General features: G+C 37.4%; 17 protein-coding genes. 10 read left to right on the plus strand and 7 right to left on the minus strand.

What is annotated here, in order from left to right:
* Position 1: 1 nt before the first annotated feature.
* The 3 genes from AC27JL_RS06260 to AC27JL_RS06270 all read right to left on the minus strand — a co-directional run bounded on the left by AC27JL_RS06260 (position 2) and on the right by AC27JL_RS06270 (position 2,233).
* Complete coding sequence (locus AC27JL_RS06260; RefSeq protein ID WP_243534247.1) at positions 2-865, minus strand: DMT family transporter; 864 nt, start codon at positions 863-865, stop codon at positions 2-4.
* Between the two features lie 258 nt (positions 866-1,123).
* Positions 1,124-1,726 (minus strand): cupin domain-containing protein, encoded by a 603-nt coding sequence (locus tag AC27JL_RS06265; RefSeq protein ID WP_487195110.1) that lies wholly within the window; start codon positions 1,724-1,726, stop codon positions 1,124-1,126.
* Positions 1,727-1,801: 75 nt separating this feature from the next.
* Positions 1,802-2,233 (minus strand): Lrp/AsnC family transcriptional regulator, encoded by a 432-nt coding sequence (locus tag AC27JL_RS06270; RefSeq protein WP_487195111.1) that lies wholly within the window; start codon positions 2,231-2,233, stop codon positions 1,802-1,804.
* Between the two features lie 165 nt (positions 2,234-2,398).
* On the opposite strand from AC27JL_RS06270, the gene AC27JL_RS06275 reads away from it, so the two are divergent.
* The 5 genes from AC27JL_RS06275 to AC27JL_RS06295 all read left to right on the plus strand — a co-directional run bounded on the left by AC27JL_RS06275 (position 2,399) and on the right by AC27JL_RS06295 (position 8,074).
* Entirely contained in the window at positions 2,399-3,469 is a 1,071-nt protein-coding gene (locus AC27JL_RS06275; protein WP_487195112.1) for an ornithine cyclodeaminase, read from the plus strand.
* Entirely contained in the window at positions 3,466-4,377 is a 912-nt protein-coding gene (gene ctlX, locus AC27JL_RS06280; RefSeq protein WP_487195113.1) for a citrulline utilization hydrolase CtlX, read from the plus strand. The genes AC27JL_RS06275 and ctlX overlap by 4 nt, the downstream gene beginning before the upstream one ends.
* A gap of 118 nt (positions 4,378-4,495) precedes the next feature.
* Positions 4,496-5,902 (plus strand): alanine/glycine:cation symporter family protein, encoded by a 1,407-nt coding sequence (locus AC27JL_RS06285; RefSeq protein WP_006794782.1) that lies wholly within the window; start codon positions 4,496-4,498, stop codon positions 5,900-5,902.
* A gap of 139 nt (positions 5,903-6,041) precedes the next feature.
* On the plus strand, positions 6,042-7,067 hold the full coding sequence (locus AC27JL_RS06290) for a patatin-like phospholipase family protein (RefSeq protein WP_487195114.1): 1,026 nt from the start codon (positions 6,042-6,044) through the stop codon (positions 7,065-7,067).
* A gap of 68 nt (positions 7,068-7,135) precedes the next feature.
* A complete protein-coding gene (locus tag AC27JL_RS06295; RefSeq protein ID WP_487195115.1) occupies positions 7,136-8,074 on the plus strand; it encodes a DUF2971 domain-containing protein in 939 nt (312 codons plus the stop codon).
* A gap of 120 nt (positions 8,075-8,194) precedes the next feature.
* Here AC27JL_RS06295 and AC27JL_RS06300 read toward each other — a convergent pair whose 3' ends face one another.
* Positions 8,195-8,758, minus strand: coding sequence for a lipid-binding SYLF domain-containing protein (locus AC27JL_RS06300; protein WP_006794784.1), 564 nt, complete (start codon positions 8,756-8,758; stop codon positions 8,195-8,197).
* Positions 8,759-8,897: 139 nt separating this feature from the next.
* On the opposite strand from AC27JL_RS06300, the gene AC27JL_RS06305 reads away from it, so the two are divergent.
* A complete protein-coding gene (locus tag AC27JL_RS06305) occupies positions 8,898-10,109 on the plus strand; it encodes a tyrosine-type recombinase/integrase (RefSeq protein WP_058429291.1) in 1,212 nt (403 codons plus the stop codon).
* Complete coding sequence (locus AC27JL_RS06310) at positions 10,109-11,305, plus strand: cation:proton antiporter (protein WP_487195116.1); 1,197 nt, start codon at positions 10,109-10,111, stop codon at positions 11,303-11,305. Before AC27JL_RS06305 ends, AC27JL_RS06310 begins: the two co-directional genes overlap by 1 nt.
* Before the next feature lie 58 nt (positions 11,306-11,363).
* On the opposite strand, the gene ydiJ is transcribed toward AC27JL_RS06310, so the two are convergent.
* Positions 11,364-14,411 (minus strand): D-2-hydroxyglutarate dehydrogenase YdiJ, encoded by a 3,048-nt coding sequence (gene ydiJ / locus AC27JL_RS06315; protein WP_487195117.1) that lies wholly within the window; start codon positions 14,409-14,411, stop codon positions 11,364-11,366.
* Positions 14,412-14,555: 144 nt separating this feature from the next.
* Between ydiJ and AC27JL_RS06320 the strand changes: the two genes are divergently transcribed.
* Positions 14,556-14,768, plus strand: coding sequence for a PGPGW domain-containing protein (locus AC27JL_RS06320; protein ID WP_008131796.1), 213 nt, complete (start codon positions 14,556-14,558; stop codon positions 14,766-14,768).
* 60 nt (positions 14,769-14,828) lie between these two features.
* On the opposite strand, the gene ppsA is transcribed toward AC27JL_RS06320, so the two are convergent.
* Entirely contained in the window at positions 14,829-17,204 is a 2,376-nt protein-coding gene (gene ppsA / locus AC27JL_RS06325; protein WP_058429294.1) for a phosphoenolpyruvate synthase, read from the minus strand.
* Positions 17,205-17,358: 154 nt separating this feature from the next.
* Here ppsA and ppsR point away from each other — a divergent pair, with 154 nt between their 5' ends.
* Complete coding sequence (gene ppsR, locus AC27JL_RS06330) at positions 17,359-18,168, plus strand: posphoenolpyruvate synthetase regulatory kinase/phosphorylase PpsR (RefSeq protein ID WP_006793240.1); 810 nt, start codon at positions 17,359-17,361, stop codon at positions 18,166-18,168.
* A gap of 65 nt (positions 18,169-18,233) precedes the next feature.
* On the opposite strand, the gene AC27JL_RS06335 is transcribed toward ppsR, so the two are convergent.
* The gene (locus tag AC27JL_RS06335; protein WP_487195118.1) at positions 18,234-19,583 is read right to left on the minus strand and encodes a class II 3-deoxy-7-phosphoheptulonate synthase; all 1,350 of its coding nucleotides are present in this window, start codon (positions 19,581-19,583) and stop codon (positions 18,234-18,236) included.
* Positions 19,584-20,165: 582 nt separating this feature from the next.
* Between AC27JL_RS06335 and AC27JL_RS06340 the strand changes: the two genes are divergently transcribed.
* The gene (locus tag AC27JL_RS06340) at positions 20,166-21,041 is read left to right on the plus strand and encodes a DNA replication terminus site-binding protein (RefSeq protein ID WP_277054928.1); all 876 of its coding nucleotides are present in this window, start codon (positions 20,166-20,168) and stop codon (positions 21,039-21,041) included.
* Positions 21,042-21,092: the final 51 nt, after the last annotated feature.

A 21,092-nucleotide genomic window follows, 5' to 3' on the forward strand; every position in this document is an offset into this window, starting at 1 on the left:
ATTAAAGCGATGCTTTTTTTAGATTTATCGATGGTTTTTTATTGCTAATTGCCGCGCCTAATAAAATAAGCGCTAAAGCAATAAATACTGACCAATTAAAGGGAGCCTGCGAGGCGAGTATTAAAATAAAAGTAGAAAGCACCGGCGTTAAAAAGCTTAACGAGGCTAATAGCGAGCGGTTACCAAATTTCAAACCATGATCCCATAAATAAAATGCACCTCCCACTGGGCCTAACCCTAATAAAATAGCGCCTAGCCATTGTGAAACAGACAAACTAGTAACGGTTGTTTCAAAATAAAAATGTGCACAAAGAGCAAGCACAGCCACAATAAGTGAAAGCCAGCCTATGTCATCTACATGGCTATTAAATTGCGACATTAAATAAGAATAACTAGACCACAATACTGCGCAGCAACCTGCAAAAAAATACCCTAAGTAATACTCACTATTGATAGATAACCCACTGCCATCGGTAATTAAACTAAGCGTGCCTAAAAATCCCAGTAATCCGCCCAATATTGCTTTAAATTTAGACCCAGGGGTAGCCACAAAGACACCCAGTAATAATGGCCAAAGATACACTATTAAACTTACCTCAATTAAAGGACCGTATTTTAAAGCCATAAAATAACAAAAGTGAAAACCAAATAAGCCGGTAACACCTATTACAATTTGTTTTTTAGAAAGCTTAGGAGGAGTTAATAATGGCTGTTTTGTAGCAAAACGTTTTACTAATAAAATAATAAAAGAAAGTGCAAAGCACATAAAAAGTAACTGAAAAGCAGGGAGCGCTTTGGTTAAATTACCCAGTAAAGCTAAAAGCCCCCAAGAAAATATTGCTAAAAAACCTATGTGTGTTGCCATTAATTACACTCCGTAAATACTATGTACTGAGTGTATCAATATAGGTTTATAAAAATATGCTAAAAAGACGGTGTTATTGTTTGCTCTGACGCTATTTAACCTACTCTCTGATTGAGCTTTATTTATTATCTCGTGTTTAGGTTATCTATATTATTGCTTTGCAAATGCCTTAGGTGGCTGCCCAAAGTATAAATTAAACCGGCGGCTAAACGCAGAGGCATCGTTATAACCAATGCGCTCGCCTACTAAAGCAATCGGTTAGTCTGAGTGGGTTAAAAGGGCGCGAGCGTGCTGCATTCGCAACATAGTTAAATATTGCAGTGCACTCATAGTGGTACTTTTTTTAAACACAGTTTTAAATTGCGTAACGCTTAAACAGGCTATATCGGCCGGCTCTTTTAACGTGTAGGGGTACGCTAAGTTTTGCTTAACAATGGTTATTACATTATCTATTCGCTTATCAATATTACTGTGGCTACTTTGCTCACAAAGTAATAAGTAAAATAAATCAAAGGTTGAACTAGCAAGCTTTTCATCGCTAACAAAAAGCAGTTGCTGCTCTATAAACTGTAAGTAACTTAATAAACGACTATCTATTGAGATTTTAGGGCATAAAAGATGAATAAGGTTTTCAGGTAGCGCGTCTAAATCTGCCACAATAAAACGCGCGGCTTCATCGGCCGTAAAGGCATGCATCACGTTTTTCTCTATAACGATACAACTACCCGTACTAACCGTCGTTTTAAAATCATTATTTAACGTTATGAAAATTTCACCGTGTAAGGGTAGAACAAGTTGATGGTAATTATGCTGGTGGCGCTTTATATCTTGCGAATAATACCGAATAGAAAGCTTATTCATTGCCTACTCCATTACCTAATAAATAACCCGAGTATTGCCTAAAATACTTTAAGTAAAACATGGTGTTAATAAAACCTAAGTAGATGATAATAATATACTGGTTTCGCTATTTAAAATGCCATCTATTTCGCGCACTTGCCTGAGTACGCCATCAAACTCACCTAGATTTGCCGCCTGTATTTCGGCTACTAAATCCCAAGCGCCGTTAGTGGTATGTAATTTAGTGAGCTCTGGTATGCCCCGCAGAGTTTTAATTACCTGCGATGTAGATTTACCCACCACTTCTACCATCATTATTGCTCTTACAGCTTCGGTTTCAATGTGTTCGTGTACACGCACCGTAAAGCCTAATATAGCGCCCGATGAAACTAAACGGTCTAAACGATTTTGTACTGTACCGCGCGACACCTTTAAAACATCGGCTAGGGCTGAAATAGAAGCACGGCCATCTTTTCTTAATTCGGCTATTAAGGCGTTATCTAATGAGTCGTAAATGTATGGGATCATTCGCTTACCTCTAATTAATTTAATACAAAATACTAAAAATTTACATTTATGCATAGCAAATTGATAAAAATTACTACTATTTGTATAAAGTATTGCCATATTAAATGGCATCTGTAGTCGATAAACTTATTTTAATTAGTTCATATTATTATTACAGAGGTAGTCATGAGTCATTTTATAGCAGAGCCAAAACAAGGCGTTCCATTTGTAAGTGTTCAAGCTATGGCTAAGCTAATAAATACATTAGGAATAGAAAACGTATTAGTTAGCCTAACTAACACGTTAAAACAGGATTTTGCTCGGTGGCATGAGTTTGATAAATCGCCGCGTTATGCAGCTCACTCTCCGGATGGTGTAATAGAGCTTATGCCGGTAAGTGATGGAAAAATGTTTAGCTGTAAATATGTCAATGGCCATCCAAAAAACACGTTTAAGGAGCTTCAAACGGTTGCGGCTTTTGGTATTTTGTCAGATGTTGATAGCGGCTACCCAGTAATGATTAGCGAAATGTGCCTATTAACCGCACTACGTACTGCTGCAACATCAGCGCTTGTGGCTACTTATTTAGCACCAAAAAACTCAACAACCTTAACTCTGATTGGTAATGGGGCTCAGTCAGAATTTCAGGCTTTAGCATTTAAAGCGGTATTAGGTATTACACACATTCGTTTATACGATATAGACAAAGCAGCTTCTCAAAAAGCATTTAATAACTTAAGCAATAAAGGCTTAACCGTGACTATCTGTAAAAGTGTAGAGGAAGCAATAAAGGGCGCGCACATAATTACCACATGCACGGCCGATAAAACCAACGCAACCATTTTAACAAACGATATGATCCCACAAGGTGTTCATATTAATGCGATTGGAGGCGATTGTCCTGGAAAAACTGAGCTTGATTCAGCGTTGCTAGAACGTGCTAATGTATTTGTAGAGTACGAACCACAAACCAGAGTAGAGGGCGAAATTCAACAAATGAGCAGGTGTTTTGCTGTAACCGAATTTCATAAAGTAATTAATAAACAGCACCTTGGTCGTACAAGCGAGAAAGAGCTTACTATTTTTGACGGTGTAGGCTTTGCAAGCGAAGATTTTAGCGCGTTAGTGTATATTCGCGAGCAGCTTATTAAGTCAGGAGAATACGAAATACTTGACCTGATCACTCAGCAGGGCGACCCACGCAATTTATTTTCAGTTCTTGAAATACCGCATAAAGATAAAGAGAGTGTAGCATGAGCATAACACAACAAGCACCGAGCGCGGTTGTTATGGTTCGTCCGCATCACTTTACTTCTAATCCACAAACCATGCTCGACAATGCATTTCAAAGCGAATGTGAAGTAAAAAATGAAAGCGAGCAAGCATTTAAAGAGGTGACCCACGCGGTTGAGTTACTACAAAGCGAAGGTGTAACCGTTCATTTATTTGAAGATGAGCAAACACAAACACCCGACTCGGTTTTTCCAAACAACTGGTTTTCTACCCATCAAAATGGGCAATTAATTATTTACCCAATGTTTGTTGAAAACAGAAGATTAGAATATCGTAAAGATATAATTGATTTTTTAACGGATCACTATAAAGTGGCGGTAGTGACTGATTATGCGCATTTAGCGAAAGAAAATTCATTTTTGGAAGGGACCGGATCACTGGTGCTCGATCACCAATATAAACTTGCCTACGCGGTAGAATCTAAACGCACAACAAGGTCGGTCGTTAATACGGTGTGTAATTTACTTTCGTTTAAGCCGGTTGTGTTTAACGCAACTGACGAGCAAGGTATAGCGGTGTATCACACTAATGTACTAATGTGTGTGGCTAGCAAGTTTGTAATGATTGGCTTAAATATGGTGCCTGAAGACCAACGCAGTGAGCTGGTAGGGCATTTTTTACAAAGCCATCACGAAGTAATTGATTTGTCGGTTGAGCAAATAAATAACTTTTGCGGGAATGCCATTGAATTACAAGGTAAAAATGGGCGAATTTTAGCGCTGTCACAAACCGCCTATAATGCGCTAACAGCCGAGCAAATAATTGCAATACAAAAAACGGCTAAACTGGTCCCTTTGCCAATACCTACCATTGAATCTGCTGGTGGTTCAGTAAGATGCATGATTGCAGGGGTACATTTACAAAGCAAATAACAAAACCTAAAGGCAACATGGTTGCCTTTATTACGTATAAAATATTAAGCGTTGCCAGTACATTTTAAAATGCCTATGTTAAAGCGCATAACTATAAAAATATAATAAGGAATCCGCAATGTTCGATACGGTAGTAAAAAGTGTGAATAACCTTTTGTGGGGAGAAGGTCAGGTACTCATTTATATTTTACTTTTCACCGGCGTATGGTTTTCTGTGCGTTTAAAAGCAATTCAAATAGTTAAATTTAAGCATATGTTTAGCCTATTAAAAGGCAGCAGTAAATGTAATAAAAACGATATTTCATCATTTCAGGCATTGTGTACAGGGCTTTGTGCTCGGGTAGGTACGGGTAATTTAGCCGGTGTTGCAGTCGCTATATCGCTTGGTGGCAGTGGTGCAATATTTTGGATGTGGGTCATTGCTATATTGGGCATGGCAACCGGATTTGCAGAAAGTATACTAGGCCAAGTGTATAAAATTCGCGATAGTAACGGCGAATTTAGAGGTGGCCCTGCGTATTACATTCAACAAGGACTGGGAAGCCGTGCCTTTGCAATTGTATTTGCCGCGTGCTTATTTTTGGGGTACGGGTTTACTTTTAGCGCAATGCAAACCAATACGATTACTGATGCACTAAACTACGCATTTGAAGTACCCACGTTTTACTCAGGTATTGTTATTACAGTCCTTGCAGGCTCAATTATATTAGGCGGCTTTAAAGCCATTGCCCGGTTTGCAGAGCGCGTAGTGCCCATTATGGGCATTATTTTTGTATTAGCCGCCGTTATTATTACCGTTATAAACTTTACTCAAGTACCGGCCATGCTAAAAGATATATTTTTGTCAGCCTTTGGATTACAAGAAGCGGGCGCAGGCGCGATGGGGGCTGCCATTAAAAATGGTATTCAACGCGGTTTATATTCTAACGAAGCGGGCGCAGGGAGTGTTCCGCATGCCAGTGCAAGTGCTAGCCCTATTCCTAATCACCCTGTAACACAGGGCTACATACAAATGCTTGGTGTGTTTTTCGATACAATCGTACTTTGTAGTTGTACAGCCGTTGTTATTTTATTAGCTGATATAGACATAAGCGGCGAAATGGAAGGCATACGTTTAACACAAAGCGCTATGACCGCGCATTTGGCGCAAGGTGGCGTGTACTTTGTAGCTGCAGCCATTACGTTATTTGCCTTTACTTCGGTGGTAGCTAACTACGCCTACGCTGAAAGTAACTTACATCTATTTAAGCTTGATAACAAAGTCGGGCGTGGTATTTACACCTTACTATATTTATCAATGATGTTGTGGGGCGCATCGGCCACATTAAAAGAAGTATGGGATTTAGCCGATATTGCGTTAGGGTTAATGACAGTCGTTAACGTAATCGCTATCATACTGTTAACGCCTACTATTTTGTCGGTAACGCACGATTACCACACGCAAAGAGACAAAGGTATAGAGCCCGAATTTAAAGTAAAAGATGTAAAAGTTCAGGGAAAATGCGAAGACGGCATTTGGGATTAATTCATGTATTTTAGCTAACTTTAACTACAAATAGCGGTTTTATGGCAGCATAAAACCGCTTTTTAGTTTTGCATAACTATTCACATTTGTAGCGCGTTAAAGAGTTTAAAATACATATATAAAAGGTAAAAATACAGACATGATCGACATTGTCGCAGGGAAGAACGCAGCAAAAATAATAAACGAGCAAGGCTTTAGGCCTGAACTGTTTACTTCATTTTTAGGCGCAAGTGGTGGGCCTAAATGGTTTACTTTATTTGGATTAGACAAATATATTTTTGGTGAATTTTTTAAAAACCGAACCCAGCCGCTTAATTTAATTGGCTCATCTGCAGGGGCTTTTCGTTCAGCCTGTTTTGCACAAAACGACCCGGTTGCCGCCATTGAGCGTTTAGCAACATCGTATTCGCAAACGCGTTATTCAAGCAATAAACCAACACCAGCCGAAATTACAAATAAAGCCCGCGCATTACTTGAAGATGTATTTGGCGATAACGGCGTTACCGAAATAATAAATAACCCCGTATTTAAAGCACATTTTATAGTCGCTAAATCTAATGGCTTTATTGCCAGCGAAAATAAATTAATTCAGCTTTTAGGTTTATCAAAAAGTTATATGCTCAACCGCGTAAACCGAAAATTATTAGGCTCGCAATACGAGCGTTTTATTTTTGGTGCACCAAATAGTAATTTATCAATAACCGACAGTTATAATTTTAAAACGCAAAACATAGCACTTAACCAAACAAATTTAAAAGATGCCTTACTTGCATCCGGCTCTATACCGCTTGTTATGCAAGGTATAAAAAATATTGCAGGTTCGCCACAAGGTATGTATCGCGATGGCGGAATAATTGATTACCACTTTGATGTAAAAATTAATAACCCTGGCTTAATTTTGTATCCGCACTTTAATAGCGACCCAAAAGCAGGGTGGTTTGATAAAAACTTAAAACGTAAAGTAGCACCACAAAATTACGACAACGTGGTGATGATCACCCCATCAAAAGAATTTGTAGCCGGCTTACCTTACGGAAAAATCCCAGACCGAAACGATTTTACCGATCTCGATGCCGACACGCGTATTAAATATTGGAACACCGTGTTTAGTGAAACTGAAAAATTGGCGGAAGCATTTGATAATAATTTAGAAAAAATTTTTTAGTACCATAGATATAATGTAATAGGATTATTTAGTTAGTTGTTGTTAATAAAGGACATCAAAAAAGTTTTATGAAACTATACAAATATTTATCTACTGATGCCGCTATGGCATTTTTAAAAGAACCTACACTCAGGCTAAGTCAAAACAATAGTCAAAATGACCCTTTTGAAGTTTTATCTACAGAAATTGATTTAAATAGAATAAAAGATGCTACCCAAAAGACTATAAAAATTTGCGGGAAAGAATTTAATTCGCACAGGGATATAACTCCATACTTAGATTTATATGGCTATGTGTCTTTAAGCAAAAATAAAGAAAGTATGCCAATGTGGGGTAACTATGCAACCAACAATAAAGGTATATTAGTTGAGTTTGAAGTTGATGAAGAAGATCCATTCTCTATTTTTGATATAGATAAAACTAATGATAATGATGCCTACCTGAGTGACAATGTTATTTATAATAGAGAGCGAAGCTATAGTAAAACTATAAATAATTTATCAGTTGAAGAGATTAATAATTTTTCGAAACATTATTTCTTTAGTAAACATGAATCTTGGGAGCATGAAGAAGAATATAGGTTTGCACTACCATTTACAAACTGCAATAAAGTCATAACACTTGGTAATTCAAATTTAATTAAAAATAAACTTAGTTATCTGGGTTATAAAGGTGATTTAGGAGAAGAAATAAATGATCTATCTAACCTGTTTTTTTTAGGAGGGGGTTGTGAAACTAGTATTTCAAAATGGAATTCAGTTTGGAGAAATTTCGAAGCTTATCAAGTGATGTTCTTAATTAAAATTGATCCAAGCAAAATATCTAAAATTTACTTAGGAGTAAATTCAGATATACAAAAAATGAAAGAAGTAATAATAGGAGGGACTAACTTAGCAACAGGAAATAGAGGAAGGTTTTATAATAGCTTTGAACGAAAATTCAGAGATGTCTATAGATGCAAACTTGACAGCAATCAATTTAAATTGAAATATGAAAAACTCACGTAAAAAAGTTAAATAAAGGAATGTCACAACAACCCATAAATTACGTTATGTTAAATTGATATATTAATAATAAAGCGAGCGTGATTATACAAATTAGCCCGCTTTTAGGAGAGTTATTAACGGTTAATTTAGCTCAGAATCTACCCAAAATTTAGTCCCTTTTAGAACAGCTTGTAGAGCAAGCCCATTTTCGGTTACAGAATATACAGTTACTTGGTCTGCAATGGCTTCGGCCACCAATGCTCCACCTTTATCCTCGTATTTTGCTGCAGCATCTGCGTTCCCACCAAATGCCCAACCGTGTTCAATAAATCTATTTACTGCTGCTTGAGTATGAAAAACCATAACTACATTAAAATCTTTAACACCTAAACCTAACCCTAAACCAGCTTCACCCATGTTCATGTAAGTAGATTTACCTGTTAGGTTATTTTTTACTACGCCATAACCACCACCAAAACTAGCAAGAATAACGTTAACATTCGCGTTATCAAAAACAGCATAACCAGCAGAGTTTGCTATTTGCGTTTTAACATCTGGCTTTTTAGTATAAAGTTTACTAAGTGTGTTACTTTTCATGCTTTGTACTAAAGAACGTTTTTCACTAGGAGATGCACTACCGGTAGTCGCACAACCTGTGAGTATTAACGAGAGTGTAAGTAAAAATAATATACTAACTTGTTTCATAACTTTTCCTTAATAAGGTTTGGCATGGTCATTTAAGCATAGTCTAAAATAAACAGTTATTTGCTATGTCCAATACTAGACAGTATCGGACTTAAAGGTTATTCTGTAACTAACTTATTTAATTGAATATTTATATACTATGCTTGTTGCGTTGGTCGATACGTTAAAACAATTAAGATATCAAATTGCTCATCTTGATGACGGTACTCTTAATTCGGAATACCCAGAACTTGCAACCTTTATACAGCAAGTTGCCTTGACTGTAACTGAATCAGAATCGGATCTTAAATTTTTATATCAATTTTTATATGTCTATGGCCGAAAATCAGAAGCAACATACAGTCGATTTAGAAACGAACTTGAACGGTTTTATTTATGGTCGTGGTTAATTGCCGAAAAGTCAGTATTCGAATTAAAACGTGAAGATATTGAAGCCTATGTTGATTTTATGGTTGAACCCGATAAAAAGTGGGCATCGACTTCTGTTCAGTGGCGTTATAAAGATGAGCAAGGGATTCGCCGATTAAATCAAAATTGGCGCCCTTTTATGCTTAAAGAATCTACGGCTAGCCAACAAACATTGTCGGCTATGTTCACAGCGCTTAATGTATTTTATAAATTTTCATTACTTGAAGAAAAAACGTTTGCTAATTTTGTACCAGTAGTGAAAAAAAATAGCCCGTATTTAGTTGTGCAATCTCAAATTCAGATCCCAGACACATTAAGCGATATACAATGGGAGTATGTGTTTGGAGTGACTCGCGATTTATGTGAACAAAACCCAGATTTAGAACGAAACTTATTTACCCTAGCGTGTTTAAAGGGATTATATTTAAGAATTTCTGAATTATCTGAGCGACCTCAGTGGTCACCGGTTATGTCTCACTTTTGGCAAGATAACGACGGCTTTTGGTTTTTACGAATAATGGGTAAAGGTAACAAGCTGCGAGATGTTACGTTAAGTGATGATTTTGTTGAATATTTAAAACGTTACCGATTATACCGAGGGCTACCTGCCCTTCCCCGCGTTGATGAAGCCGAGCCACTGGTTCATAAAATTAGAGGCCAAGGTGGTATGACTGTTAGGCAAATTAGGCGATTAGTTCAACAAAGTTTTGATTATGCGCAACAATCATTGTTGGATGATGGTTTTAAAGATGATGCTGAACAATTAGGTGCAGCAACTGCCCATTGGCTGCGCCATACGGGAGCAACACATGATGCGCAAACGCGGCCACTTAAGCATTTATCTGAAGATTTAGGACATGCAAAAATTGCGACCACCGATCAAATTTATATTCAAACAAATATTAAAGAGCGAGCAAAATCCGGAGCTAAAAGGAAAATTTAATGACCTACTTAGTGATAGCGTTTATAGGCGCTTTGTTTTTAATATATTCATTGACGCTTCGCCAACTAGAAAAAACAGAAGTAACGGGCCCAATGTTTTTTGTTATTGGCGGTATTACATTAGCCAATTTAGTGCCTAATAATGGTGGTGAGTTAAAAGCGGGCGTTGATTTATTACTGCCGTTTATAGAATTAACTTTGAGTATATTTTTATTTTCAGATGCGGCTAAATCTAAACTAAGTGTATTAAGGCATAGTTTTCAATACCCTGGCTTATTATTATTTGTTGCCCTCCCCTTAACATTATTACTGGGAATAGCAGTTGGTTTATTTTTGTTTGCTGAGCTTTCGTTAATTCAAGCGGCATTAATTGCTATTATTTTAACGCCAACAGATGCAGCACTTAGTAAAGGATTACTATCAAGCAGTGAAGTGCCCGAAAAAATTCGTGAAGGTATCAATACCGAAAGCGGATTAAATGATGGATTATGTGTACCCGTATTTTTAATATTTATTTTATTGGCAAAAAATCCTGAGTCGGCAATTACAACCTCTCATGTAGTGAGTGTATTTTCAAGAGAGTTAGGTATTGCATTACTTGTTGCTATAACGAGTATTTCGATTTTTATTCCAAGTTTAAATTTTGCAATGAAGCGGCATTACTTTGCACAAAACTCTAGCCCATTTTTGTTATTAGGTTTTGCAATGGCGGTATTTTCTGTTACCCAATATTTGCATGGCAGTGGCTTTATTGCTGTGTTTGTAGCGGGTTTATTGTTTGATAAGTTTTCAACTAAAACAGTGCGTACTGAATTAATAGAAGATTCAGAACATATTGCTGACTTTACGTCTCTGATGATTTGGTGTTTGTTCGGTTATGCATGTGCTTATTTAGTATTGCCAAAATTAAATTTTGAAATAGTAACGTATGCATTATTAAGTACTACATTGATAAGAATTATACCTGTAATGTTGTCACTACTTTTTACATCTTTAAATTTAAAAGAGCGTTTTACTTTTGCATGGTTTGGGCCAAGAGGATTGGCCTCAATTGTATTTACTCTTATGGTGATTGATGAGCAAATAGAAAATAAATTTCAGATTGCGAGCATTGCCATGACTACAATTTTGTTTAGTGTATTTATTCATGGCATTAGTACAAAACCGATTGCTGATAGTTTTAAAAATGCAAAGTAAAATAAAAAAGGCGTAACTAAATTTAAGTTACGCCTTTTAAATATGTTTAAAAAAATTTTTAACTTAGTACATGGGCAAGTAATTCGATAGGATGTTTAGGCTTAAACTTTTCATAGCGTTTTACTTGGCTACGGCACGAAAACCCAGTTGACAAAAGTTGCTCTGATTTAGTTTTATCAACTATGGGTTTCCAACTCATTTCGTAAAGTGCGCGTGAGTTATCTTGATTTTGTGCTTCATGTCCGTAAGTACCCGCCATACCACAGCAACCGGTATTAGTTGTATTTAAAGTTAGTCCGATATCTGTAAATATGGTTTTCCAAACATTAGCTGCTTTTGGCAAAGATGTAGTTTCTGTGCAGTGACTTAATAATGTAAATTCAGTTTCATTATTATTATTTGCAGTTAGCCCTTTAAAAGATTGCGTTTCTAACCATTCGTGAGCAAGTTGTACGTTAAAATCGCCGCGGTTATTTTCTAAAATTGTATTGTATTCATCGCGATAACACATAACCAAAGACGCATCTAATCCTACTAGTGGCGCATTAAAATCGTTTAACTGATTTAAAAATTCTGCGGCATTTTTGGCAGTTACTTTAAATTCGTGCAAAAAACCTTTTACATGTTGCGGTTTACCATTGGGTTTAAAGGGTAACAACATTGGTTTTTTACCAAGTTGAGCAATTAAGGTTATAAAACTTTCAACTAGTTCGGCTTCATAAAAGCTAGTGAACGGGTCTTGAACTATTAAAACGTATTCACTTTGTTGTTCGGCAGTTAAATTATTTAAAAATTCAAAATTAAACTGCTGTGCTTTGTTTATTCGTTTTGCTAATGACGGAATGCTCAGTTGTGGTGTATCAACATAACCCACCGTGTTTTTAATTATGCTGCTAACAAATTTTGTTTTAACAATTGGATTTATTATTTTACCGAATTTAGCCATAAGTGGCGCGCTACTTTCAATGTTACCCACTAAGTAATCTTTGAGTGGGCGCGCATAGTAACTGTGATAATAATTTAAAAAGCGAGCTCGAAAAGTAGGTACATCCACTTTTATAGGGCAAGCAGTTGTACATGCTTTACAGGCTAAACATTCATCCATAGAGGCTTTTACTTCGTGTGAAAAATCGTAAAGGCCTTTCTTTTTTTCGCGGCTATGTACAAACCTTTCCCACCAGGTAATTACTTCACCTTTATTTAATTCTTTTTCTACACCCAGCAGATCTATGCTTTTAGATTCTTGAAGGCGTAGCCATTCACGCATTAAACTGGCTCGCCCTTTTGGTGAGTTACGGCGATCGCCGGTTACTTTATACGACGGACACATTGGCGAGTTTTCATCATAATTAAAACAAATACCATTTCCGTTACAGGTCATGGCGTTGTTAAAACTCGTTTTAACGTCGATTGAAATTTGTTTGTCGAACCACGATCTTTTTTGCCCATCAACACTAACTAGTGAGTCTTCACTATCGATAGGTGTGCATATTTTCCCTGGGTTTATTCGGTTATATGGGTCAAACGCTGTTTTAATTATGCGCAGTTGGGTAAATAAATGTTCACCAAAAAACTCAGGTCCATATTCACTGCGGTAGCCTTTACCATGTTCGCCCCACATTAAACCGCCGTACTTGGCTGTGAGTTTAACCACTTCATCTGAAATGGTACGTAAAAGTTTTTCTTGTTCAGGATCGCACATATCCAATGCGGGTCTTACATGCAAAACACCGGCATCAACATGGCCAAACATACCATATTGTAAATTATGACTGTCGAGTAAGGCTCTAAACTCAACTATATAATCGGCTAAATTTTCAGGCGGTACTGCAGTATCTTCTGCAAAGGCCAATGGCTTTTGGCTGCCTTTTACGTTTCCAAGTAAACCAACTGACTTTTTACGCATTGCGTAAATTTTTAAAATGTCACTTTTATCATTTGTTAGCTGGTAGCCTATTACACCATTGGTTTGGTTGGCTACACATTCATCTAACAATGTACAAAGCGTGTCTACTTTGTCTTTTATATCGTCGGGTGATACTGCATTAAACTCAACCATGTTGAGCCCTTGCATATCTTTATTTGGTACATCGGTTATTAAGTCCGATACTGAATGCCAAATGATATCCTCGCGAGCAAGGTTTAATACTTTGCTATCGACAGTTTCAACTGAAGTTGCACGGGCATCAACTAAAAATGGAGAGTGACGAAGTGCTGAATCAAAGCTATCGTATTTAATATTTATAAGTGTTTTAAATTCGGCAATCGGTGTAAGGTTTAATTTTGCCTCAGTGACAATACCTAGTGAACCTTCTGAACCTGTTATTAAACGGCTCATATCAAAAGTAAGTAAGTCATCACTTAGGACGTGTTCTAAGTCATAGCCGGTTAAAAAACGATTTAACCGTGGAAACTTATTTAAAATAGCATCACGTTCATCGATGGCTATATTAAGTACAGTTTTATATATTGTGCCAACTAACGTGTCTTGCTCTGCAATTATTTTTGCTTTTTCGACGTTTATTGGAGCGGTACTCATTGGTGTACCGTCTACTAAATAGGTTGTAAGGCCTAAAACATGATCGCTTGTTTTACCGTAAACAAGTGAACCTTGCCCTGAAGCATCGGTACTGATCATACCGCCTATAGTTGCACGATTACTGGTAGATAAGTCGGGAGAAAAGAAAAATCCATAAGGTCTTAAAAAGTCATTTAGCTGATCTTTTATTACGCCAGTTTGAACCCTAACCCACCCTTCTTCGACATTAATTTCGAGAATTTCACGCATGTAGCGGGATAAATCAACAACGATACCCGGAGTTAAAGACTGACCATTAGTGCCAGTTCCACCACCGCGCGGTCCAAATGTAAATGATAAAAAAGGGTCCCGTGATGCAGTTTGCAAAGCAAGTTGAATGTCTTTTTCATTTTTGGGAAAAATGACACCTTGTGGCAATTGCTGGTAAATACTGTTATCGGTTGAAGCGGTAATACGTGCTGCATAACTTGCATCTGTATCACCGGTAAAGCCTTGCTTTTGTAATGTATTTAGGTAATTTGCGACAAGGTCTGACGCGGAATCTTGCTGAGTAATTGTTGCGATCATAACGGCATACTTTTAGACATTTGGTTAATTATATCATGCTGATTGCTAATAGAAATTGAAGAATTTACAGTTTGTAACACTCTTTTAGTCGATTTAAGCGCTGCTGTAATTATAATCAAGTTAACTACATGAGAGGTCATTTATATGAAAAAAATTGTATTACAGATCATGGGTGCGTTATTTATTTTATTAGGATTAATATTTGCGGTTGTACCGGGTCCATCACTTATATTTTTTATGGCTGGTTTATTGTGTTATTCGTTTTATTACCCAAAAGCGCGTTATTATTTGACCCTTTGCCAAAAAGCACTGACTAAATCTTGTCAGTATTTAGATAAAAAATTAGCACGCAGTTAAAATAAATTGACTAACAAAAAAGCCAGCAATATATGCTGGCTTTTAAATAGCTTTAACAGGTTACTTAGCTAATTTTTTAGCTAAGTATAACCAAGTTTCGATTACTGTATCTGGGTTTAATGATACAGAGTCTATACCTTGGTCAACTAACCATGCAGCAAAGTCTTCGTGATCTGAAGGACCTTGTCCACAAATACCTACATATTTTCCTTTTGCTTTGGCTGTTTGAATTGCCATAGAAAGAAGCTTTTTAATTGCAGGGTCACGCTCGTCAAACAAATGAGCAATTAAACCAGAATCTCGGTCTAAACCTAGTGTTAACTGTGTTAAATCGTTAGATCCAATTGAAAAACCGTCAAAGTGTTCCAAAAACTCTTCGGCAAGTAATGCATTTGACGGCAGCTCGCACATCATAATTACTTTAAGACCATTTTCGCCACGTTTTAGGCCATGCTCTTCTAGTAATTCAATTACACGTTTACCTTCTTCAAGTGTACGTACGAATGGAATCATGATCTCAATGTTAGTCATGTCCATAGTATTGCGTACACGCTTGATTGCCTCACACTCTAGTGCAAAACAGTCGCGGAAGTCTTCAGATATATAACGCGCTGCACCACGAAAACCAATCATTGGGTTTTCTTCTTCAGGTTCGTATTGTTGGCCGCCCACTAAGTTAGCGTATTCGTTCGATTTAAAATCAGACATACGAACAATTACTCGCTCGGGAGCAAACGCACAACCTAGCGTAGAAATGCCTTCAACAAGTTTTGAGATATAAAACTCTACTGGTGAATCGTAACCAGCAATCATGTCGGTTATTTCTTCTTTGAGGGCATCTGTTTGTGCGTCGAAATTTAATAATGCTTTTGGATGCACGCCAATCATACGGTTGATGATGAATTCAACACGTGCAAGGCCAACACCTGAGTGTGGCAAACGTGCAAAGTCGAATGCGCGGTCCGGGTTACCCACGTTCATCATTACTTTCATTGGTAGGTTTGGCATTTCGTCAACACGTGAAGTAAGCACTTCAAAGTCTAAAATACCTTCGTAAATGAAACCAGTATCGCCTTCGGCACATGATACAGTGACTTCTTGACCAGCTTTGATTAGGTCGGTTGCATTGCCACATCCTACAACTGCTGGGATACCCAGTTCACGAGCAATGATTGCTGCGTGACATGTGCGGCCACCACGATTTGTAACAATCGCTGCTGCACGCTTCATGATAGGTTCCCAGTCTGGGTCGGTCATGTCGGTTACTAAAATGTCACCAACTTGCACTTGATCCATTTCATCAATCGAGTCAAGAACACGTACAACACCGCTACCAATTTTATGACCAATTGCACGACCTTCTACAACAACGTTACTTGAACCGTTTAACTGAAAACGCTCCATTACATTTGTATCTTCGTTTGAACGCACAGTTTCTGGACGAGCTTGTACTATATATAGTTTGCCGTCGTTGCCGTCTTTTGCCCATTCGATGTCCATAGGACGACCGTAATGTTTTTCAATGATTACAGCTTGCTTGGCAAGGTCTTGTACTTCTTCATCTGTAATCGAAAATTTGTTAGAAAGTTCAGGGTTTACGTCAACTATTTCTACTTGTTTACCATGTGCTTTGTCGTTTGAATAAATCATTTGAATGGCTTTAGAGCCAATATTACGACGCACTACTGATGGCTTATCTTTTAGTAATGTTGGTTTATGTACATAAAATTCGTCTGGGTTAACAGCACCCTGTACAACCATTTCACCTAAACCGTAGCTTGAGGTTACAAATACAACATCTTCAAAGCCAGATTCAGTGTCGATACTGAACATAACGCCAGATGCTGATTTATCAGAGCGTACCATACGCTGTATGCCTGCAGATAATGCAACACCACGATGATCATAACCTTGGTGAACACGATAAGAAATTGCGCGGTCGTTAAACAAAGATGCAAATACATGCTTTATAGCAACCATAACCGAATCGATACCAACAACATTTAAAAATGTTTCTTGTTGGCCTGCAAAAGATGCGTCTGGCATATCCTCAGCGGTTGCTGATGAACGTACAGCAAATGACACATCAGCTGATGTATCACCATGAAGTTGGCTGTATGCATCGCGAATGGCTTGGTCTAAATTTGGTTGGAATGGTGTATCGATTATCCATTGGCGGATATCGGCACCTACTTTGGCGAGTGTATTTACATCATCAACATCGAGTGTATCTAAGATGTCATGAATTTTGGCATTGAGTCCTGATTGGTCTAAAAACTCATTAAAAGCATCGGCGGTTGTTGCGAAACCACCCGGTACTTGTACACCAGCGTTAGCTAGGTTAGAGATCATTTCACCAAGAGAGGCATTTTTGCCGCCAACTCGAGGAACATCTTGCATACCAAGCTCTTGATACCAGAGAACGTATTCTTGCACGGGTCTTTCTCCAAAAAACAAATTGTAGTTGAAACTGTGAGAGTTAAGAAAGAAAACCTTTTATAAAGGCCACCTTCATTCTACACTGGCAACAGTCCTCGCGTAAACCGTGAGTAACCCATTTTAGGGATTAAAAGTAACAAAAAGGTTAATTATGAGAACTGCATTTTATATATCTGATGGAACAGCAATTACATCAGAAGTGTTTGGGCATGCAACGTTATCTTTGTTTCCAATCGATTTTAATCACAAAACTATTCCTTTCGTAGAAACAGAAGAAAAAGCACACGAAATTAAAGCGTTAATAAATGCAACAGCTGCAAAAACGGGTGAAAAGCCCTTTGTGTTTTTTACATTTGTGAATCACAGTTTGAGCGAAATCATAAAGTCAGCGGATGCTATCCCATATGATTTTTTGACCACGTATAGCGAAAAAATTGAAAAAGAATTACAGGTTGCGCCTGTACCAAAAATGCATCGTACACACTCTATACATGAAAAAAGTTATGACTTTAGAATAGACGCGGTGAATTATGCTTTAATGAATGACGACGGCGGCAATATCAAAAACTTTTCCGAGGCTGATATTATTTTAATAGGTGTGAGCCGAAGTGGTAAAACCCCAACGAGCTTATATTTAGCGTTGCAATATGGCATAAAAGCAGCAAACTACCCTATTACGGAAGAAGATTTAGAAAGCGAAGGCTTGCCGAAATGTTTAGTACCTTATAAACATAAATTGTTTGGTTTAACTATTGACCCAGAGAGACTTGCTGCAATTAGGCATCGACGCATGGCCAACTCTAAATATGCATCTATAAGGCAGTGTCGTATTGAAGTACGTGAGGTTGAAATGCTTTACAAGCGTCATAAAATTGCTTACTTCAATTCAACCCATCATTCTGTTGAAGAAATTTCTGCAAAAATATTGATGGATACGGATTTAGAACGTCGTAAGTACTAACTTAGTTAAATATTTACGCCACAAAAAAGCCGCTGTTAAGCGGCTTTTTTTATATGTGAGAGTCTTTATTTACGTGCATCTTTTAATAAATCAGCAACTAAAAACCCTAGCTCTAATACTTGGTCTGCATTAAGACGTGGGTCACACTGTGTTTTGTAGCGTTGTGCTAAATCGTCGTCTGATAGACCATATGCTCCGCCGGTACACTCTGTAACATGCTGACCTGTCATTTCTAGGTGTACGCCACCTGCATATGAACCTTCTGCTTTGTGAACAGAGAAAAACTGGCTGATTTCGCGCATTATATTGTCGAAATTACGCGTTTTGTATCCAGAGGTCGCTTTTTCAGTATTGCCATGCATAGGGTCTGAACTCCAAATTACCTTACGCCCTTCTTGTTGTACTTTACGTACGAGTGCTGGTAATTTCTCTGGCAGTACATCTGCCCCCATGCGTGTAATTAAGGTTAATCGTCCTGGAATATTCTCAGGATTTAATGCATCAATTAGGCGGATTAATTCATCTGGGTCCATACCAGGACCTACTTTTACACCAATTGGGTTTTTAATTCCTTTAAAAAACTCAATGTGTGCGTGGTCTAATTGACGTGTGCGCTCACCGATCCAAACAAAATGCGCTGAACAGTCATACCAGTCGCCTGATAAGTGATCGCGTCGAGTTAGTGCTTCTTCATAGCCCAATAACAATGCTTCGTGAGATGTGTAGAGATCTGTCTCTTTAAGGCTTGGTGCAATGGTCGAATTAATACCGCACACTTCCATAAACTCTAATGCATCTTGAATTTTATCAGCAAGCTGTTGGTACTTTTGCTTTTGAGGATTGGCGGCTACAAACCCCATGTTCCAGCGATTGACCTGGTGTAAATCTGCAAGGCCACCTTGTGCAAATGCACGTAGTAAGTTTAATGTAGCTGCACTATGGTGGTAAGCCGTCATTAAACGTTGCGGATCGGGTATGCGGGCTTCAGCTGTGAAGTCTATGTTGTTAATTATGTCGCCACGGTATGATGGAAGTGAAACACCGTCAATAGTTTCTAAATCAGCAGAACGTGGTTTTGCATACTGTCCAGCCATACGGGCAATTTTTACAACTGGGCATTTACCGCCGTAGGTTAAAACTACAGCCATTTGTAAAATTGTTTTAAATGTGTCGCGAATGTTTGCTGCATTAAAATCACTAAACGATTCTGCACAGTCTCCACCTTGAAGTAAAAATGCTCGGCCTTCACATACATCTTCAAGTTGCTTAAATAAACTACGAGTTTCTTCTGCAAAAACTAACGGGGGTGCAGTTTTTAATTGGCCTTCAACAGATTTTAACACGTCTTGATCTGGGTATTGTGGCTGCTGCAGTATTGGCAGCTCTCTCCAGCTATTTGGGTTCCACGATTGCATATTCTTTCCTCATTCCTACTTTACCTGATGTACTGAAATTAACGTATGCACGTACCTCTGTTCAAGTACTAAATTCACTATTTACTAATTATTTTGTTATGGGCTAGTTATAAACACGAATTAACAACTTTCAATATGTGTATATTTCATAAATTAGCTTAATCAAACTATTATTAAAACCATTTATTATCAGTCAACTACACCTATAAATGTTAATTTCAAAGAGTTCGAGAACACTAAGCTTAATACCAGATATTATATACAGAATAAAAAGGAACACATCATACTTAATTTGGGTCAATTGTATTCTAAACTTTACAGTTAAATTTAAAAATTATAATCATGAGAATTGTATTTATACTTATATATGCTAGAGGAGCACAACCAAGTTTAAGCGGCCCACCTATAACATTAATAATATCTAATATAAATAAGAGCTTATACGCTAAACAGCAAAGAACACATCATACTAAAATTGTAATTGATGTTTATCTCGGCAACAATAAAATTATAAAGATCTAGCAATCATAGCAAAAGATTAGTATCATTTCTGATTAAAGTAAGATGTGTTCTTGGTGTGTGATGGTCTCTAAAATAAAAATAAGAAGTCAGTTTGATTTAATGAGTGAGCTTACCTCATTGTTAATTGATGAACTCAAACAATGTGAATACTCAAAAGCTGAATACTATAAATTGCCTGAGGTTCTTACTAGTGAAGAAAATAATGTCCCGCAAAGTATACCCGTTTCAAAACTAACGGGAGATAATGCCCAACGAGCCATTCTTAATTCATTTAATGATATGTATACAAAGTCAGGGTTAAGTAGCCGAGTACTTAAAAGGCACCCTGGTTTGTTAGTTATAAAAAATGCTAATAAACAGGCACTCAATGATAGGATTAATCAGGTTAATAAAGCTAAAGCAGCATTTAAGGAATGTATTCTAAGTATTGATAACAACGACGCTCGTTTTGAAGCTGTTCATAATGCAGTACCAAATTTAATTACTTTAGCTGCATACAGAAAAATACACAGTGAGAGTGAATCTCCTTTTTCTGTTAGATTTACATGGATGCACAAACATGCAACTAAAACCCTCACTAAAAAGATGGCTCTTGAAATGTTGAGTAAATCAGCAGGTTATACAAATCCAAGAATGATCGATCAGCAAAAGTGGCAATCTCTAGTCGCTCAAGAACAAATGAGGATTGCTAGCTTAGGTGAAAAGGAAAAACTAAGAATAAGACGCCCTACTCGAGTTAGTCCTCAAGTAAATATCAGATACACGGCACAAAATCGTTACCACGTTAGTGCTGCATTACCATTTATATTAATAAACCCAGAGCCAGATGTTAAAATAGGAACCTTACCAGATTACGAAAAGCCAGATAGTCATCCTCGAAAACGAGATTATGATTTCCTGGTTGATAGGCTTTACCTTGAACAAGTAACAAATTAATTATGTTAAAAAGGCCACATTTAGTGGCCTTTTAGTATTTGTATAGCAAAG

It is taken from the genome of Pseudoalteromonas sp. 4NS20-0020, from assembly GCF_057554385.1.

What these genes read in the sequence shown, in the direction of transcription:
- AC27JL_RS06335 (WP_487195118.1), bottom strand. Translation starts at nt 19,583, where the DNA reads ATGCAATCGTGGAACCCAAATAGCTGGAGAGAGCTGCCAATACTGCAG.
- AC27JL_RS06340 (WP_277054928.1), top strand. Translation starts at nt 20,166, where the DNA reads ATGGTCTCTAAAATAAAAATAAGAAGTCAGTTTGATTTAATGAGTGAG.
- AC27JL_RS06300 (WP_006794784.1), bottom strand. Translation starts at nt 8,758, where the DNA reads ATGAAACAAGTTAGTATATTATTTTTACTTACACTCTCGTTAATACTC.
- AC27JL_RS06305 (WP_058429291.1), top strand. Translation starts at nt 8,898, where the DNA reads ATGCTTGTTGCGTTGGTCGATACGTTAAAACAATTAAGATATCAAATT.
- ppsR (WP_006793240.1), top strand. Translation starts at nt 17,359, where the DNA reads ATGAGAACTGCATTTTATATATCTGATGGAACAGCAATTACATCAGAA.
- AC27JL_RS06275 (WP_487195112.1), top strand. Translation starts at nt 2,399, where the DNA reads ATGAGTCATTTTATAGCAGAGCCAAAACAAGGCGTTCCATTTGTAAGT.
- AC27JL_RS06290 (WP_487195114.1), top strand. Translation starts at nt 6,042, where the DNA reads ATGATCGACATTGTCGCAGGGAAGAACGCAGCAAAAATAATAAACGAG.
- AC27JL_RS06295 (WP_487195115.1), top strand. Translation starts at nt 7,136, where the DNA reads ATGAAACTATACAAATATTTATCTACTGATGCCGCTATGGCATTTTTA.
- AC27JL_RS06265 (WP_487195110.1), bottom strand. Translation starts at nt 1,726, where the DNA reads ATGAATAAGCTTTCTATTCGGTATTATTCGCAAGATATAAAGCGCCAC.
- AC27JL_RS06310 (WP_487195116.1), top strand. Translation starts at nt 10,109, where the DNA reads ATGACCTACTTAGTGATAGCGTTTATAGGCGCTTTGTTTTTAATATAT.
- AC27JL_RS06320 (WP_008131796.1), top strand. Translation starts at nt 14,556, where the DNA reads ATGAAAAAAATTGTATTACAGATCATGGGTGCGTTATTTATTTTATTA.
- AC27JL_RS06270 (WP_487195111.1), bottom strand. Translation starts at nt 2,233, where the DNA reads ATGATCCCATACATTTACGACTCATTAGATAACGCCTTAATAGCCGAA.
- AC27JL_RS06285 (WP_006794782.1), top strand. Translation starts at nt 4,496, where the DNA reads ATGTTCGATACGGTAGTAAAAAGTGTGAATAACCTTTTGTGGGGAGAA.
- ydiJ (WP_487195117.1), bottom strand. Translation starts at nt 14,411, where the DNA reads ATGATCGCAACAATTACTCAGCAAGATTCCGCGTCAGACCTTGTCGCA.
- ctlX (WP_487195113.1), top strand. Translation starts at nt 3,466, where the DNA reads ATGAGCATAACACAACAAGCACCGAGCGCGGTTGTTATGGTTCGTCCG.
- AC27JL_RS06260 (WP_243534247.1), bottom strand. Translation starts at nt 865, where the DNA reads ATGGCAACACACATAGGTTTTTTAGCAATATTTTCTTGGGGGCTTTTA.